Annotated in this window: 19 protein-coding genes; 5 read left to right on the forward strand and 14 right to left on the reverse strand. The window is 68.2% G+C overall.

Going from position 1 to position 14,440, the window contains the following annotated elements:
- Positions 1–272 precede the first annotated feature (272 nt).
- The 11 genes from HHL10_RS18490 to HHL10_RS18540 all read right to left on the reverse strand — a co-directional run bounded on the left by HHL10_RS18490 (position 273) and on the right by HHL10_RS18540 (position 6,436).
- On the reverse strand, positions 273–599 hold the full coding sequence (locus HHL10_RS18490) for a hypothetical protein (RefSeq protein ID WP_169161879.1): 327 nt from the start codon (positions 597–599) through the stop codon (positions 273–275).
- Between the two features lie 120 nt (positions 600–719).
- Positions 720–1,091 carry a hypothetical protein gene (locus HHL10_RS18495; protein ID WP_169161880.1) on the reverse strand — a complete coding sequence of 124 codons (372 nt, stop codon included), beginning with the start codon at positions 1,089–1,091 and terminating at the stop codon, positions 720–722.
- Complete coding sequence (locus HHL10_RS18500) at positions 1,088–1,462, reverse strand: hypothetical protein (RefSeq protein ID WP_169161881.1); 375 nt, start codon at positions 1,460–1,462, stop codon at positions 1,088–1,090. Before HHL10_RS18500 ends, HHL10_RS18495 begins: the two co-directional genes overlap by 4 nt.
- Before the next feature lie 148 nt (positions 1,463–1,610).
- A complete protein-coding gene (locus tag HHL10_RS18505) occupies positions 1,611–2,867 on the reverse strand; it encodes a hypothetical protein (protein WP_169161882.1) in 1,257 nt (418 codons plus the stop codon).
- A 93-nt stretch (positions 2,868–2,960) separates the two neighbouring features.
- Positions 2,961–3,854 carry a YqaJ viral recombinase family protein gene (locus HHL10_RS18510; protein WP_169161883.1) on the reverse strand — a complete coding sequence of 298 codons (894 nt, stop codon included), beginning with the start codon at positions 3,852–3,854 and terminating at the stop codon, positions 2,961–2,963.
- Between the two features lie 16 nt (positions 3,855–3,870).
- A complete protein-coding gene (locus HHL10_RS18515; protein ID WP_169161884.1) occupies positions 3,871–4,575 on the reverse strand; it encodes a hypothetical protein in 705 nt (234 codons plus the stop codon).
- A gap of 53 nt (positions 4,576–4,628) precedes the next feature.
- Complete coding sequence (locus HHL10_RS18520) at positions 4,629–4,793, reverse strand: hypothetical protein (RefSeq protein ID WP_169161885.1); 165 nt, start codon at positions 4,791–4,793, stop codon at positions 4,629–4,631.
- The gene (locus HHL10_RS18525; protein ID WP_169161886.1) at positions 4,786–5,007 is read right to left on the reverse strand and encodes a hypothetical protein; all 222 of its coding nucleotides are present in this window, start codon (positions 5,005–5,007) and stop codon (positions 4,786–4,788) included. Before HHL10_RS18525 ends, HHL10_RS18520 begins: the two co-directional genes overlap by 8 nt.
- Positions 5,004–5,375, reverse strand: a complete 372-nt coding sequence (locus tag HHL10_RS18530; RefSeq protein WP_169161887.1) for a hypothetical protein — start codon at positions 5,373–5,375, stop codon at positions 5,004–5,006. Before HHL10_RS18530 ends, HHL10_RS18525 begins: the two co-directional genes overlap by 4 nt.
- A gap of 1 nt (position 5,376) precedes the next feature.
- A complete protein-coding gene (locus HHL10_RS18535; protein ID WP_169161888.1) occupies positions 5,377–5,733 on the reverse strand; it encodes a hypothetical protein in 357 nt (118 codons plus the stop codon).
- A gap of 181 nt (positions 5,734–5,914) precedes the next feature.
- Positions 5,915–6,436, reverse strand: coding sequence for a helix-turn-helix domain-containing protein (locus HHL10_RS18540; RefSeq protein ID WP_169161889.1), 522 nt, complete (start codon positions 6,434–6,436; stop codon positions 5,915–5,917).
- Positions 6,437–6,624: 188 nt separating this feature from the next.
- On the opposite strand from HHL10_RS18540, the gene HHL10_RS18545 reads away from it, so the two are divergent.
- From HHL10_RS18545 to HHL10_RS18565, 5 genes are all read left to right on the forward strand, one after another.
- Complete coding sequence (locus tag HHL10_RS18545; RefSeq protein WP_169161890.1) at positions 6,625–7,056, forward strand: hypothetical protein; 432 nt, start codon at positions 6,625–6,627, stop codon at positions 7,054–7,056.
- Positions 7,053–7,244, forward strand: a complete 192-nt coding sequence (locus HHL10_RS18550; protein ID WP_169161979.1) for an oxidoreductase-like domain-containing protein — start codon at positions 7,053–7,055, stop codon at positions 7,242–7,244. The genes HHL10_RS18545 and HHL10_RS18550 overlap by 4 nt, the downstream gene beginning before the upstream one ends.
- A gap of 182 nt (positions 7,245–7,426) precedes the next feature.
- Positions 7,427–7,804 (forward strand): hypothetical protein, encoded by a 378-nt coding sequence (locus tag HHL10_RS18555; protein WP_169161891.1) that lies wholly within the window; start codon positions 7,427–7,429, stop codon positions 7,802–7,804.
- 157 nt (positions 7,805–7,961) lie between these two features.
- Complete coding sequence (locus HHL10_RS18560) at positions 7,962–9,143, forward strand: ParA family protein (RefSeq protein ID WP_235971615.1); 1,182 nt, start codon at positions 7,962–7,964, stop codon at positions 9,141–9,143.
- Positions 9,136–10,158: a ParB/RepB/Spo0J family partition protein gene (locus HHL10_RS18565; RefSeq protein ID WP_205833112.1), complete on the forward strand. Its 1,023-nt coding sequence runs from the start codon at positions 9,136–9,138 to the stop codon at positions 10,156–10,158. The genes HHL10_RS18560 and HHL10_RS18565 overlap by 8 nt, the downstream gene beginning before the upstream one ends.
- A gap of 540 nt (positions 10,159–10,698) precedes the next feature.
- Here the strand turns inward: HHL10_RS18565 and HHL10_RS18570 are convergent.
- The 3 genes from HHL10_RS18570 to HHL10_RS18580 all read right to left on the reverse strand — a co-directional run bounded on the left by HHL10_RS18570 (position 10,699) and on the right by HHL10_RS18580 (position 14,428).
- The gene (locus HHL10_RS18570) at positions 10,699–11,664 is read right to left on the reverse strand and encodes a hypothetical protein (protein ID WP_169161892.1); all 966 of its coding nucleotides are present in this window, start codon (positions 11,662–11,664) and stop codon (positions 10,699–10,701) included.
- A 291-nt stretch (positions 11,665–11,955) separates the two neighbouring features.
- Positions 11,956–14,208 carry a zincin-like metallopeptidase domain-containing protein gene (locus HHL10_RS18575; protein WP_169161893.1) on the reverse strand — a complete coding sequence of 751 codons (2,253 nt, stop codon included), beginning with the start codon at positions 14,206–14,208 and terminating at the stop codon, positions 11,956–11,958.
- 4 nt (positions 14,209–14,212) lie between these two features.
- Complete coding sequence (locus HHL10_RS18580) at positions 14,213–14,428, reverse strand: hypothetical protein (RefSeq protein ID WP_169161894.1); 216 nt, start codon at positions 14,426–14,428, stop codon at positions 14,213–14,215.
- Positions 14,429–14,440 lie beyond the last annotated feature (12 nt).

A 14,440-nucleotide genomic window follows, 5' to 3' on the forward strand; every position in this document is an offset into this window, starting at 1 on the left:
CGTCCTCGAGAGGTGGCCACTGAATTGCCTCGTGGTGGCATCAACTGCCCTGCCCTACTGGACATAACGCCGCAAGCCGATTAGGCGATCTCGGCCATGCCGATCTTCAGCCCACGCGTGGAGGACGGATGAAGTGTGCCGGCGAACTCGCAGAGGCGTCTGCAGGAAGGCGTTTGTTCGCGCTCACGATGGATGAAGTCCTCGCCTACCGTGACCTCATTGCCGAGTCGCAGCCGGCGGCACGGTGGCTCGACTCCCAGGTGGGGCGGCGTTCAGCTCGACGCCGTGCCGCGTGGCACCAGCATCAACGTCGGGTGCTCGCCGGCGGCCAGCAGCATCAATGTCCAGCGCCAGGGGCTGAGCTTGCGCGGCGTGCCTCGGCGGTCCGAACTGCGCTCGATGTCGCTGACAGCCTGGGCGTCGGTGAGACCAACGACGGTGGCCGTGAAATCCAGCGTCCAGCCCATGCGCAGCCGCAGCTCCTTCACCTGCTCCCCCGTGGGCTGCTGGAGTTCGGGGTAGATGGGCGTAAAGATCGTTTTGGGGCGGCCGCGCTTCGGGCGCTCCGGCGGCGTAGCAGCATCGCTGGTCGAGGACATGCATGTTCCGTTGGATTGATTGGCGGCCGATCTTAGGACCTCCTGCTGCTTGGATAGAGACGACCCGCGGCCTTGCGCGAGGCGTCGCCAGTTCAGGGAATAGGTCGAGATTGCGGCTTTTCACCGCTGAGCGCTCGCCTGAAGCGCCGCCTCGATGTCCGCCCGCGCGACACCCAGTGTGGCCTGCACAGCGGCCTGACGGCGCTGGTCGAGCGCGCCGGTATGCAGATCGACGATGTAGCGAAAGCACAGCACCGTGACCGGGCCAGGCCAAGCCCGCCACGTCTCACGGATGGCCGCCCTCTGCTTGCGTGTTGCCGCGCGCGCGTCACGGCAGCTTTCGCGCCACACGCGCATTTCGTGATCGAAGCAGGCACCGGTGCGCAGGCCGCCGGCGTCGCAAGGTTGGCTGGCCAGCACCGGATGATGCTGCTCGTGCCGCCGCGCTCGGATTCGCTCGGCATGGGCGTGGGGCCTGCGCTTGACCTTCATGGCCTGCCTCTGCGCAGCCGCTTCCACTCCGCTGTGAAAGGCCCCACCACGCGAGCCCCGGGCGGCAGTTGATAGCGCGGATCGTGGTCCAGGCTGGGGCAGCGCGTGATCCGCACCTCGCGCAGTTCGTCGAGCGTGCTGCCGTACAGCGCCAGCTCATGAATGCGCGACACCGCGCAGGCCGCGCCGAGCTCGCTCAGCGTGACGCCGTGCTCACGCATGAGCGCATGGATGTCGTCAATTGCCGGCTGCGCCGCCGCGCCTGGACGCCCGGCTGCGAAACGCTGCCTGCGCTGCCTGAACAGCGCAGATCTGCAGGCGTGGGCACGGTCGGCCACGCGCCCGGACTCGGCAACAGGAACGGCGGGCATGGGCACTCTCCTTGGCACGCGAAGGGAAGAAGAGGGGGCGGCAGCGCCTGTGCTGCGCGGAATGGGAAGTCGGAGGGAGGCAAGGAGAAGCGCCCCACCCCGCTGTTGATCGCCCTGTAAAACCTGTTCGACCTGGCGGCTGTTGCCGTCAGGGAGCAGCGCGGCGGCGCGGCGGCGGCACGGGAGCCGCAGGCGGTTGCTGGCGAGGCGGTTGGCCCAGGTCTGCGCGCAGCCGCGCGTGCATGTCGGTGAGCGTCGCGCGCAGGTCATCGTCCAGCACGTCGCGCAACTGTTCGCCCAGGGCATCGAGCGTTTCGGCGTCGCCCTTGTCGGCTGCGCGCTGCATTTGCTCGGCGAAGGCGTCGGCGTCGAAGCCGCGGCGGGCCTGCGGCGGCGGCGCCATCGCTCGGGCCGGCGCAGGAGGTGCAGCAGCCGGCGTGACTGCAGCCTCTTGCCCCTCGCCTTCGGCCGCAGGTGCCGGCGCCGGTGCCGCTGGCGGCCTCGCGCGCTCGCGAAGCATCGCCTTGGCCTTGTCGGCGGCGGTTGGTGCCTGAGCGGCAGCGCCAGCACCGCCCTCGCCTTGCGCGTCATTGGCCGCCAGGGATACTTCCACCGGCTCGAACCAGTCGGCGGGCGTGCTCATCTCGTCGCGCAGGCTGACGTAGATGCGCTTCAAGCCCACCACCTGCGCCGGCTGGATCGAATCAATGCGGCGCTGGATGCGGCGCTCGATCTGCTCCTTGGTCACGCCGAACTCGCCCACGAACGTGTCCAGCAGCCGCTTGATGCCCTCGGGGCTGGTGTCGGCCTTGGCGCGCAGCGTGGCGCTGGCCTGCTCCATCGCCATCTCGATCACGTCGCCGGGGATCTGCGCCAGGATGCACGCCCGCTTGCGGCGCGCGGCCTGGTTGGCACAAAGCTCGTAGATGTCGCGCTCGTCCTTGAGCCGGTAGCCGCCGTGCTTGGTGTCGCGCCAGTGGCGCACGAAGAACTGGATGACCTCGCGGTTGTTGGATTCATGGTCCAAACAGAACGCTTCGATCTCGGACACACCCACGCCGTCCGGCCCGACGTGGCGGCCGATCTCCCGCCAACCACTGCTGAGGGCACCCCATTGCTGTGCGCACGCTTCGGCCGCGCGGATGCTCGGCCCCACCACATCGGTGCCGCCGCGGCTGTACTGGTACTGCGCCTTCTCGGCGAGGGTCTGCCGGGTGAAGGCATTGCGGATGCGGTCCGTGGCGCGAAGCACGTCGCGCGGAAACCGCTTGGCCATCATCGCCAGCGCCATGACCTCGGCGCTCTCGCGTGTCTGCACGGCACGGGCACCTGCGCCATCGGCGACGGCACGCGCGCCAGCCGGGGCGGTGTCGAACGGGTTCTGGACCACTTCAATGTCGCTCATGGCCTTGCTCCTGTGATGGATGCCGTTGCGGGATGCGAGGGGGCGCCGTCTACCGCGCCCGCCTCGGGGCTTTCACAAAAAGGCTCACCTTTGTCAGTCCTTGAGCCGGAACTGGCGGCAGGGCTCGCCGGGGCGCAGGAACTCCCGATAAAGCTCCGGGTGCGCGGCCTCGAACGCAGTGGCATCGAAGCGCCGCGCCGGCTTGGTGGCCTTCCAGGTGGCCAGGGTGTGGCCGCTGGTGTCCACCAGCGTGTCGGCTTCGCCAAGCGCCCCCATGAGCCGGGCCTTCAACGCGGCTTCGGCCGCCTCCAGTTGCTCGCGCTGCGCCCGGATGGCGCGCAACTCGTGCACCGCGCGCAGCACGTCGGCGTCGGCCATTGCCAGATCGGCGTGGCTGGCGTTGCCGAAGCGCGCGAGCATGTCGTCCAGGCTCACCGGTTCCGGCGGTTCGCCGCGCTCCACCAGCGCCCAGAAGTCGGCAATGCCGTCCTCGATCAACTCCTGCAGCTCACGGTCGGCCTCGACGATGAATTCGTCGTACTCCGCGCCGCCGAACAGGACCGGCACGAAGGACACCGCCTCGCCCGAAAGCAGCAGTTCCTGCTGGACCTGCAAGAGGTAGTGCTGCGGTATGTCAGGCGAGCCAGATTCGCCCCATCCCTGCCGCGTGCGCGCGGTCTTGGCCTGCACGGTGAAGCGGCCGGGCACCCAGGCGTCCAGGTGCGCAAAGAGGCGCCCGCGCCGCATGGTGTCGGGCGCCACCACCAGCAGGTCATCCGGGTGCGCGCGCTGGAACTCGGAGAGGATGAAGGGCTCGGCCGCCAGGCCAAAGCGCATCGCCAGGTTGTCCGGGCCTTCCGGTGCCTCGCCGCGCTTGACCTGGTAGAGCTCGAACCGGGTCTGGTACGGGCTCAGCCCCAGGGCCGCGGCGCATTCCGAAGCGCCCACGCCGGTACGGCGCAGCGCCTTCTGAGCGTCAGAAAGCATGGCGCGGCCCTCGCATTCAGAACGGGCAGCCGTCGGGGCAGCCCCAGGCGCCGGCCTTGGCCAGCAGCCGGAAGGAGGTGCGCCACGCCACGTCGCCCGTCCAGGCGCTGCCGTGTTCGAACACCATGCCCAGGCGCCGCGCCTGCACAAGCGTCACGCGCCCCACGCGTCCGTCCAAGCCTTGCACCGTGTCGCCCAGCGCCAGCGGCTCGCTGTAGGGATTGAAGGCGGTAGCGGCGCCCTCCCCTGCCATGGCGGCCAGTTCATCGTCGCCCTCGGCCGGGCACACCCGCGCGAGGTACGCCGGCATGAACGCCCAGGGCATGCCGTCCAGCATCACCAGCACCAGCCCGAGCGAGGCGCAGCCCGCGTGCTCGACCACAACACCTTCGCGGCCGGCCAGGGTGGCGGCTTCTTCGGGCTCGAACGAGTGCTGCTCCTGCTCCAGCAACTCGCCCACCGTGGCACTCACCCGCACGCGCTGTCCCGGCCGGAACGCGTAGCGCGGCATGGGGCGCCCGTCGCCCTCGATCCGATCCCAGCCGCGCAACGGGTCATCTTTCGGCGTGAACGACAGCCGTCCATCCGCGCCGGTGGCGAGGGTGCCCTGCGCCGTGCTGCGGCTGGATGCCAGCACCAGCCGCTCGCGCAGGTGCGGCTTAAGCACGGCCTTGTGAGCGTCAGCGAGGCGATTGCCGATGACGGGACCGAGTTGCGACATGGCAGGTACTCCAGAAGGCCGGCAGGAAGGGCCGCCGACCGAGGCCCAGGGGCTCAGTACGGAACGAACGGCGCGGATGCCAGCGCCAGCAGCAGCCCGGCGAGGAAGCCCAGCACGTCCCAAGGGATCGAGCGGGCGCGGTCATTGCGCGTGTGCTCGAAGGCGTCGGCGGTTGCCTGCTCGGCCAGGGCCGCATCGGTGGCGTACGGGTCAGCCATGGCGGTGCTCCAGATCGCGGATCGGACAGCCTTCGCCCAACTGGCAGCGGTGCCCGAACTGGCACGGCGGGCAATCCGGGTCGCTCTGTTCCTCGGCTACGCACTCGGCCTCGTGATGACCAACAAGGACCAGGATGCGAATGCGCTGAACAGGATTGACCGGAAGATGCGCGGTCAACAGATGGATGGCCGACTGATGGGCTGCGCTGCTCATTGCATCGCTCCCAAGGCACGGGCCACGGCCACATGCGCGGCTTCCACGAGCAGCCCGATCCGCGCCGCCAGGGCTTCGGCGTCAGATGAGGCACGCAGGGCAGGAAGCTCAGTCAAGGCTTGCGCCACCGTGAACAGGTCCGGCGCTGCCTTGAGCAAGTTGGCGTCAGCCAGGACCAGCACCACAGCGACCAAACCGCCAGGGCTCGGCAGGTTGTCGTGATGCACAGTTCGCCCGCTGGCTCCCAGGTAGTAGGGGCCGGGCTGAAAACCGAAATACAGGCGACCAGAAGAAGGCGTTTGGCTGACGGTCGCCGCATGGCCCCGCGCCGGGGGCCAGGGGCTCCGCTGGATGCAGAGCCCTTCCACGTCAGACCCCTGCGCGGCTGTAGTGGGCGTGGTCGCGTTGGGCGATCCAGCAGTCCTCAGCAGCTGAGGCGGCCCAGGGAACGGTGTAGTCCTCGGGCTCGCTGTCGTCAGCACCCAGGCTCTTGTAATCAGCTTCAGCCTCGACCAGCCATGTCTTCAGTTGGTCCGGGTGGAAATAGCCGGCGTCTTCGCACAGGTCTACGCCCTTGTCGTTAATGACGCAGACGGTCGGGATGATTTCAACGTCACGGCCCCGGTGGTCCTCGTTGACTTCAACCTCGTATTCGATGACTACCGGAATGCCGGCGAATGCCGAATGAAAGCTGAAGGTGTTGGGAGAAGAATCGAAACCACTCATCTCTATCTCCTGTAGCACCTGCCCTGATGCATGGAGGTAATTATACTTTAAATCGCCTTCTAATTCCTATTTTCGGTGTATATATACACCTCTGACGCATGTATTAAACTGTGAGTATCAATATTGAAGAAACGAACGGTATTAACTGAACTCGTCAGAACAAACATGCACCCTTAATTGATCAGCGTTGAGGCGGACTCTTGACTTGGTAGGCCGCCAGAACGCCCTCGATGAAAGCGTGCTTCTCGCGCTCACCGCTCAGGCCACTGCCCAGCGCCCGGTCCAGCACCCGAACGAAGTCCTGCAGTGGCAACTCGATGGAGTCGCTGCCTGGGACCTCGCTGGCATTGACCTTGGCGATTGCGACGCGCTGCGAATGGAAGGCAGCTTCTTCCGTGTCTTGAGACGGCTCGCCGGCCGCAGCGGGCACCGGCGCGGGCGCAGGGCCTTCGCCAGGCAGCGCGGGCTTCAAGGCCAGCAGCACGTCTGCTGATACGCCGTAGTGCTGGCCCATCCAGCGCACGGCCAGGGCGTCAGGCAAGGTACGTCCCGTTTCCCAGGCAGAAATTGCAGCGACCTTCTTTCCCAGCGCGGTCGCTACTTCACCTTGCGTGTACCGATGGCCCGCCGCTGCGCCTTGGCGTGCCTCGCGCAAGCGCTTGCCCAATTCTCGGCGCAGCTGCTTTTCGTCGTTCTCGTCCATGCCGCGCACTGTATCCATACTGGCGAGAAAACATCTACCTCCAGTAGAGTCTTTCGCCGCCAAGATGCGTACGGCAAAGCCCCAGGCGCTGGCATGGCCGGTGCTGCTCCACCTGGACCGGCAATGTCCTGGGCACGGCCAGGCACAGCCCAAGTCCAGCTCCCCTACCCGCAAGGCACGAGGACCAGATGAACGTCATCACCGTCATGCTGTTCGACGAGCAGCGCGACACGCTGATTGCCGCTGCCACGAGCGTCCGGGAACAGGCCACGTCGTGCGCGGCGAGTCTGCGCCTCGCGCCCGCATTGGCCGCCAATTACCGCGGCCGTGCCGCCGCGCTGAGCAACGCCATCGCAGCGCTGGACGTCAACGCGCGGCCGGGCAATCTGGCCACCGAGCTGCGCGAACTCCAGGAGCAGCATGCGCGGCTGCAGCGCCAGTTCGACGAGGAGAAGGCCCGCGGCGACACCCTGGCCGCGGCGCTGCGCAACGCGCTGGAGCGCCTGGGTTCCATGCCGAGCCCGACCGGGATCGAGACCGCTCGTGGCTTGGCTGACGTCGAGCCGAACGTCGCCGCCCCGGGTCGCCCGCTGGCGCGCCCTTGGCCCGCATCGTCATGACGCCGACCACTGCACCCGACGCCGATCCCATGCCGCAGCCGCCTGCGCAGCCGGATCTCGACGCCTGTTGCGGCAATGGCTGCGAGCCCTGCATCTTCGAGCTGTACGACCTCGAAATGGAGCGATACCGCCAGGCGTTGCGCGCCTGGCGAGCGCGTCATCCCGAGGCGCCGCAGGCCAACGGCTGAAACGCGCGTCGTTTCACCGCTCGGCCCGCCCGGCGTCTTTCCCGTCTGTGTGGCGGGAAAGCCCATGCGGCGGAACGTTGACAGGCAGGTGGGTGGTCCCCGGGAAGGCCGGCGGCTGGCGCTGGTCACCACCGCCACTGCAGCGCGCTGCCTTCCCAAACGCCGGCTGCATGGAGGACTCGATGCCCCGCCAACCCACCGAAGCCACGGCCCGCGCGCTTGTGCTGGTGGCCAGCGGCCGATCCGTCCAGGAGGCCGCCACGGCCGCAGGCATCGCCGTCAGCACGCTGACGCGGGCCATGAGGCGCACTGGCGTGACCACGAACCGGCGGCGCAGCCAGCGCACGGCGGCCGAAATCCAGGCGGCCATGGAAGCAGCCAAGGCACAGGCCCAGGCACTGGCCGTGGAGCGGGAAGCCCGACCGCCTAAGGCGCCCACGAAAACCGCGCTGCAGCGCCTGCATCGGCTGCAGACCGAGTTGGAACAGCAGGGCCGCAAGGAAGCCGCCGATCTGCGCGCGGTGCTGGACTGGGTCGAGAGGAAAAAGGCGTCCCGGTGAGGGTGAGGCTTTGCCTGCCCCGAGCGTGCAGGCGATCTGTGTAGCGGCGGTGCGACAAGCAGACCAAAAGATCAGAAGCAAGCCGTAACGTCAGAGGCAGGAACAGGCGCCAATGCTACGATCCTGCGTCTGAAAACAAGCGTAACCGGAGGTGCTTTTGAAGTTCGTCGACGACGACATCACGATGGCCGATGTAGGCATGCAGGCGGACCGCGTGCATGCGGTCGTGTCGCAGGTGCGCGCCCAGATGCTGGCACCCGAGGTTCGCAAGCAGGCGCCGGCCTTCAACGCTGGCCAGATCCAGACGCTGGCCGGGCTGGACAAGGCCAAGTACGACTACTGGATCAAGCAAGGCGAATTGCCAACGGGCAAGCTCAGCCCGAGCGGCGCCAAACGCGAGTTCACGCTGGCCGAGGCCCGCCAGTGGGTGCGTGCAGCGCGCGGCGGCGAGCTCCGGCCCGAGGGCGCCGCGGCCGCGACCATCGCCATCGGCAACTTCAAGGGCGGCGTGACGAAGACCACGACGGCGCTCACGCTGGCGCAGGGCCTGTCGCTGCGCGGCCACCGGGTGCTGGTGATCGACTGCGATCCCCAGGGCTCGCTCACCACGCTCTTCGGCATCCTGCCCGACACCGAGGTGCACGAGGCGGACACCATCCTGCCGCTGCTCTCCGGCAGCGAGGCGTCCATCCGGCCGTCCATCAGGCAGACCTACTGGGACGGGATCGACCTGGTGGCGGCGGCGCCCGTGCTGTTCGCGGCCGAGTTCGCGCTTGCATCGCGCCAAGCCGAGAGCGCGGACTTCGAGGTGTGGCGGGTGCTGGACGAGGGCCTGCAGGACGTGCGCGGCGAGTACGACGTCATCGTGATCGACACGCCGCCCTCGCTCGGCTACGTGACGATCAATGCCTTGATGGCCGCCAACGGGATCGTGATGCCGCTGCCGCCCAATGCCCTGGACTTCGCCAGCTCGGCGCAGTTCTGGCGCATGTTCAAGGACGTCACGGACCAGATGGTCTCCCAGCGCGGCGCCGAGAAGACGTTCTCGTTCATCAGCGTGTTGCCGACCAAGGTGCAGTCCACGGACCAGTCGGCCACCGGTGTCCTGAAGTGGATGTCCGCCGCCTACGCCGAGCGTCTCCTGCCCGTGGAGGTACCGACTACCGTTGCCGCTAGCGCCGCCTCGGCGGCGTTCGGCACGGTGTTCGACGCCTCCGCCGGCGATCCTCGCACCGTGAAGCGGGCCACCGCCGCCTACGAGCGGGTGACGGAGATGATCGAGGACGAGATGCAGAAGTACTGGCGCAAGCAAGCCGAACGAAAGGCCCGCCATGACTAATCCTGCCAAGAGGGCTGCCGCCATCACGTTCGACAACCTGGAGCCGGCCACCGCCGCGCCGGCGGCACCCGCGGCCCCGGCTGCCGCACCCGCGCGGCCAGCAGCGCCGACGGGCATCGGCAAGATCTCCGGGTTCTTCCAGGACGGTCACAGGACGAAGGCCGAGATTGACCGGCTCACGCAGCAGGTCTCGCAGCTGGAAAAGGAGCGCGGCGCCCAGCCGATAGACCCGGCGCTGATCACCGCGTCCCGCTGGGCCAACCGGCACGCGGACTCGTACATCACCGCGGAGTTCGAGGCGCTGAGGGCCGAGATTCAGGACGCGGGAGGAAACGTCCAGCCGATCAAGGTGCGGCCCCGGCCGGATGCCAAGGACGGCGAGCCGCAGTATGAGATCGTCTTCGGCCACCGGCGCCACCGCGCCTGCCTGGAGCTCGGCCTGCCCGTCCTGGCCGTCGTGCAGCCCCTGTCGGACACCGAGCTCTTCACGCACATGGAGCGTGAGAACCGCAACCGCCAGAGCCTGTCGGCCTACGAGCAGGGGGCCATGTACCGGCGCGCGCTGGACGAGGGGCTCTTTCCCTCGATGAGAAAGCTCGCCGAAGGCATTGGCCGCGCGATCAGCGATGTCGTGAAGGCAACGCAGATCGCGCAGCTGCCGTCCGCCGTGCTGGAGGCGTTTCCCTCCCCCAACGACATCCAGTTCCGCTGGGCCACGGATCTGAAGGAGGCGGTCGCGCAGCATGAACAGGCCGTGCTCGCCGCGGCGAAGCAGGCGGCTGCAGATCGCCTGCCCGCGCCGGAGGTGTTCCGCAAGCTCACCGCGTGCCTGAGGCGCGAAAGCCCGGCGCGGGCGGCGCCGCTACCTGAGCGCAAGTTCAACCTGGGCGCGGGGCGGCGGGCCACCATCGTCGTGGACGACACAGGCCATACGGTCCTGAAGATCGCTCCGGGTGTTCTGCCGCCGGAGAAATGGAAGGCGCTCGAGTCGGCATTGAAGGCGCTGTTGGACTAACGCGGCTCGGTGTCTCCGTTTGACCGTCGAGGGGCAGGGTGCTCGGTCCCCTGCCCTTTTTGTTGCCGGATTGCCTCCCGCGCACGTCGCGGCGCAGATACGCACAGCAGCCTGTGACCGGGGATGCCGTTGGGCGGCCTGTCGCGCCAGAGACACTTGTTGCTGACGTGCTGGCTGCGTCCCGGACGGTGGGTGCTAGACCGTCTAGCACGGCATGCCAGCGTAGGCTGATCCCGCTCTCTGCGTCTGCAAACTCAAAGTGCTAGACCGTCTATCACCCCGCCTCCGAGCTGTCACACCATGCTGCGCATGACGGTGTGCCTCGACGCGCTGCTAGACCGTCTAGCGGAGCGGGGGACCTTACGCTGCCATCGCGGTCTGCGGCTGAAGGTCTGGGTGCTAGACGGTCTAGCACCCCGGACTGCGAGCCAACCGTCCAACCGTCTCACCGCCGCGCCTGGCAGTGCGCCCGATCCGCAAGGGCCGACAAACGGTCTATCACCCCAGCCCTGAACGGCACGGATGGTGCTCGGCATCGATTCAGCTCGCGGCCTGCAGCCCACGCAGCTTCGCCGCCGACTTCAGCACCGAAAAGGCTTGCAGGTGCTCAATCCTCGGCTTGGACCATTGCGCCCGGTGCTCGGCCGACTCACGTTCGCGCTCCCTATCTTCGCGTTCACTGGCCAGCGTGTTGGGGCCCTTGACGGACCCCTGCACTGCGGCCTCCTTGTGCCCGCCAACAGGCGTCACGCGTCGCTGCCAGTCCTCACCGCTGTGGATCAGGTGGATCAGGTAGCCGACGGGCTCACGGGCGGCAAGGATGGCCGGCAACCGGTGCGCCATCACGTCTTGCACCCACACGTCGTGTGCACGCGCCACGGCCAACACCTTGCGCACGTCGTCCGGCTGCATCACCTGCAGCAGCGGCTTCAGGTCGTCGCGCACGTGAACGGCTCGACTTCCAGCAGGCGCTGGTGGCCTCGGGGCTTCGGTATCGGCCGCTTCTTCAGCGGCCTGGGGTGCAACCCCTTCGCCCCCTGAAGGGTTTGGTTCTTTATCTACTGGCTGCGCAACGTTTTGCGCACGCGGGCCGAAGAACATGGCGTCGGCGTAGGGCGTGAGCCAGGTCTTCCCGATAGGCGTGCCGGGACCACGTGCACCATGCAATTCCTGAGGCGGGCGCTCGATGAGGCCCCATGCCACCAAGTCGGCGTTGGCGCCGGTGATGCTGCGCCGGCAATAGTCCGTAGCTTCCTGAAGCTCGCGCACTGCCGTGTCGAACACGCGGCGCCGGCCGCCGTCATCGACACGGCTGAGGTCGGCCTTGGCCAAGTACTCGTACAGCACGGCCTCGGCCCGCGCAGGCAGGCCGCGCAGTTCGCCCCGGTGAATCTGTTCCCCAAGCCGCAGATGGGCCTCGTGAATGGGGTCAGGGAGGTCGCGCGAGCGGCGGCAAGAAGGCGAGGGCGCGCGTGCGCCCGCCTGGTCTGAAACAGACAGGTTCATGAATCTGCAGGGACGAGTTCACCCGCGTGTTGCGGATTCCCTCGCCGTCCGTACACTCCATGCTTGCTACAGCGATGTGGAGTGATCGCGGCTTCGGCCAGGGATCGCGCATCACGGAGGACGCCTCGGGACGGCAATCCCGGGGCGTTTCTCTTTGCGGGGTTCAGAAGTCGCTTCTGATTGGTCCCGGTCCTTTCTGAAGCTGTGGCGCCGGGCGGTGGTGAGTCGATCCAGCGCCTGGGTTAGCAGGGGCAGTCATGGCAGTGGATTGCTTGCGGCCCCGGTCGGCTCTCAGCCGGCCCGCATCCCATGGCCATTGCCTTTTCCCCTGGTCTGGCCCTGGCGCTGCGCCTGCGTCCGTTCCTGGACCTGCTCCCGGACTCGGGCCTCGGTGACCCGGATCGCCTGCTGCGCCTCGGAGTGCACCTGCCGGCGCACGGCATCGCGGCCAAGCTCGCTGCGCTGCACCAGGTCATTGAAGTCCGTGTGCTGCTTCATCCTGTCCAGTGCCTGCAACTGCTCAGGCTTGAGCAGTTCGGCGCGCGCCTTGGCCTCCTCGGTCGGTGACAAGCCACCCTGCTGCAGCCGCAGCTCGGCATTGGCGTGGGAGCGGAAGGTGGCGGGCGTGACCGGCGGCAGAGTCGCTGGGTAGGTGTTCTCGCCGGGAGCGAAGATCGGGAAGATGGCCTTGCCACCTACAGCCGCTGCCGCGGCCTCGGCTTTCTCGCGGCCCGGGTTGAAGCCTTGCGTGAGCAGCACGGCACGGTCATCGTCACCGGCCACCAGGAGCGGCTTGTCCGGGAACAGCTCGCGCAGTGCACGCGCCACTGGCTGCAGGTTGCCCGAGTCAAAGGCTGCCACGGTGGCGTGCTTGAGCGTTTCAGCCAGCGTGGCGGCAGTGGCGTAGCCCTCGCCCACCACGATTACCGGTGCCTGCTTCAGCGCCTCCATCCCGCCCAGGACGTGGAAGCAGCCTTCCTTGCGCGAATCCTTGGCGAAGCGCTTGATGCCGTTGTCCCCGATGTACTGCATCGTCCAGACCTTGCCGGTCTTGTCCTGGGCCGGGATGAAGGTGGTAAGGCCGGCGGCATCGGTGAGCGCGCCGCGATGCGGCTGCACGCCCTTGGCAGCCAAGTAGGGCGTGGGCTTGTCCGGCGAGATCGGCTTCAGGCGCGAGGCCTGGTGCATCACGCGCTGTGCCGTCAAGGCATGCCGGGCCTTGGTTTCGGCGCGACGTTTTGCGGTGGCCGCCGCTGCCTCGGCTGCCAAGCGATGGCGGTCCTGGGGACTCAGGTCGTAGCCCTTGGCCTTCCAGCGCTCCTCCAGGCCGGTTCGGTTGTTCTTGATGTAGCCCGCCGGGGTGCCATCGAGGTGGCCCACGTAGAAGCCCGACTTCTCCGCGCCCCGGTCGCCCACGGTCTTGACCCGGTGGGGCAGTCCGTCCATCACGGGATGCGCCACCTTGGGGTCAGCGTCCACGATGCAGCCCAGCGCGCGCATGGCGCTGGCGAACTCGGGGCGCGGATCGACCGGCGGCGGCCGGTGCGCTGGCGGCGTCTGCAGCGCCTGCCGAGCCGGGGTCTCCACCTCGGCCAGTGCCGCGTCGATGCGGGCGTTCTCCTGGTCCAAGTGCTGGCCCATGCGGCTCTCCTGCGCATCAATGGCGGCCTGCTCGTAGCCGAGCTGGATGGCGGGCGCGGCCTGCTGACGCACGCCCTGCTGTTGGCGCGGGTGGTCGAACTGCATGACGTAGGTGTGGATGGCCTCGGCGTCGGCCGCGGCGCGGAACAGCTCCAGCGGGTCCTGCTCCATCAGGCGTGCCCAGGCGTCGTGGTACGGGCTGCTGCCAGGCGTGTAGCGCATGCCCAGCGTGTCGGCCAGCAGCGCGCCGGCCATCTCCGCGCGCAGCGCCTCGCGCGCAGCGCCGTCACTGCCGAAGGGGTGGTCCACGTCGCGGCCCAGCCGCGACTCATGGCCGCTCCAGCGGGCCAGCTCGCGCAGCGCCACGCTGCAGAACTGCTCCTGTCCACCGGCCGCCTCGGGCGTGGGTAGCTGGATCTTGTCCGCGCTGGCGCGGTAGGCCGGACGGTACTCGGCGTGTTCCTTGATGCTGGCGCCGCTGGCCTCCAAGATGTGGCGTGCGCGCTCAGTGGCGTCAGGGCGCTGATGCGGCTGCAGCGCCGGCATGCCGGCGATCTGCTCGGCGTTGAACACCACCGCTGTCAGGCACTCGGGCTTGTCGAGCTTGGCGCCCTTGTCGTCGTGGAAGCGCCAGTACTGCACCCGGGTTCCCTTCTCGCCCAGCAGCACCTGGGCGCCCATGCGCTGCGCCTGGTCGTAGGTGAGCCAGCGCGGATCGTCACGGCCCTGTGCCGCGAGGTGCACGGCGTTGGCGGCCTTGTAGCGATGGCTGTTGAAGGGGTTCATGGGCAGCGCCAGCGGCGCGCCGCCGGCATCGGTGCGCTGCCAGGGCATCAGCCCGGACTGCAGCGCGCCGATCACGTTCTCGGCCACGGCGTCTGCGAAAGGTCGCTTCGACTGCATGGCGTCAGGCCTCCTCGCCGCGCGCGCTGGCCAGCGCGTCAGCCTCGGTGAGCGCGGTTTCCGCGAAGGCGCCGGCCGCGCGCGCCTCGGCTTGTGTGAAAGCCACCAGCAGCGCGGGCTCGCCCACGTCGTTGGCCTTGGCGCGCGCCACATCCGCCGGCGTGGCGTGGATCAGGTTGGGCACTTCCTCGCCGTCGAGCAGTTCTTCCATCGGGTTCATGCGTGGGCTCCT

This window comes from Azohydromonas caseinilytica, from assembly GCF_012927045.1.
Classification (GTDB): domain Bacteria; phylum Pseudomonadota; class Gammaproteobacteria; order Burkholderiales; family Burkholderiaceae_C; genus Azohydromonas; species Azohydromonas caseinilytica.

Coding starts and splice junctions, on each gene's coding strand:
- HHL10_RS18490 (WP_169161879.1), bottom strand. CDS start 599: ATGTCCTCGACCAGCGATGCTGCTACGCCGCCGGAGCGCCCGAAGCGC.
- HHL10_RS18495 (WP_169161880.1), bottom strand. CDS start 1,091: ATGAAGGTCAAGCGCAGGCCCCACGCCCATGCCGAGCGAATCCGAGCG.
- HHL10_RS18500 (WP_169161881.1), bottom strand. CDS start 1,462: ATGCCCGCCGTTCCTGTTGCCGAGTCCGGGCGCGTGGCCGACCGTGCC.
- HHL10_RS18505 (WP_169161882.1), bottom strand. CDS start 2,867: ATGAGCGACATTGAAGTGGTCCAGAACCCGTTCGACACCGCCCCGGCT.
- HHL10_RS18510 (WP_169161883.1), bottom strand. CDS start 3,854: ATGCTTTCTGACGCTCAGAAGGCGCTGCGCCGTACCGGCGTGGGCGCT.
- HHL10_RS18515 (WP_169161884.1), bottom strand. CDS start 4,575: ATGTCGCAACTCGGTCCCGTCATCGGCAATCGCCTCGCTGACGCTCAC.
- HHL10_RS18520 (WP_169161885.1), bottom strand. CDS start 4,793: ATGGCTGACCCGTACGCCACCGATGCGGCCCTGGCCGAGCAGGCAACC.
- HHL10_RS18525 (WP_169161886.1), bottom strand. CDS start 5,007: ATGAGCAGCGCAGCCCATCAGTCGGCCATCCATCTGTTGACCGCGCAT.
- HHL10_RS18535 (WP_169161888.1), bottom strand. CDS start 5,733: ATGAGTGGTTTCGATTCTTCTCCCAACACCTTCAGCTTTCATTCGGCA.
- HHL10_RS18540 (WP_169161889.1), bottom strand. CDS start 6,436: ATGGACGAGAACGACGAAAAGCAGCTGCGCCGAGAATTGGGCAAGCGC.
- HHL10_RS18545 (WP_169161890.1), top strand. CDS start 6,625: ATGAACGTCATCACCGTCATGCTGTTCGACGAGCAGCGCGACACGCTG.
- HHL10_RS18550 (WP_169161979.1), top strand. CDS start 7,053: ATGACGCCGACCACTGCACCCGACGCCGATCCCATGCCGCAGCCGCCT.
- HHL10_RS18555 (WP_169161891.1), top strand. CDS start 7,427: ATGCCCCGCCAACCCACCGAAGCCACGGCCCGCGCGCTTGTGCTGGTG.
- HHL10_RS18565 (WP_205833112.1), top strand. CDS start 9,136: ATGACTAATCCTGCCAAGAGGGCTGCCGCCATCACGTTCGACAACCTG.
- HHL10_RS18570 (WP_169161892.1), bottom strand. CDS start 11,664: ATGAACCTGTCTGTTTCAGACCAGGCGGGCGCACGCGCGCCCTCGCCT.
- HHL10_RS18575 (WP_169161893.1), bottom strand. CDS start 14,208: ATGCAGTCGAAGCGACCTTTCGCAGACGCCGTGGCCGAGAACGTGATC.
- HHL10_RS18580 (WP_169161894.1), bottom strand. CDS start 14,428: ATGAACCCGATGGAAGAACTGCTCGACGGCGAGGAAGTGCCCAACCTG.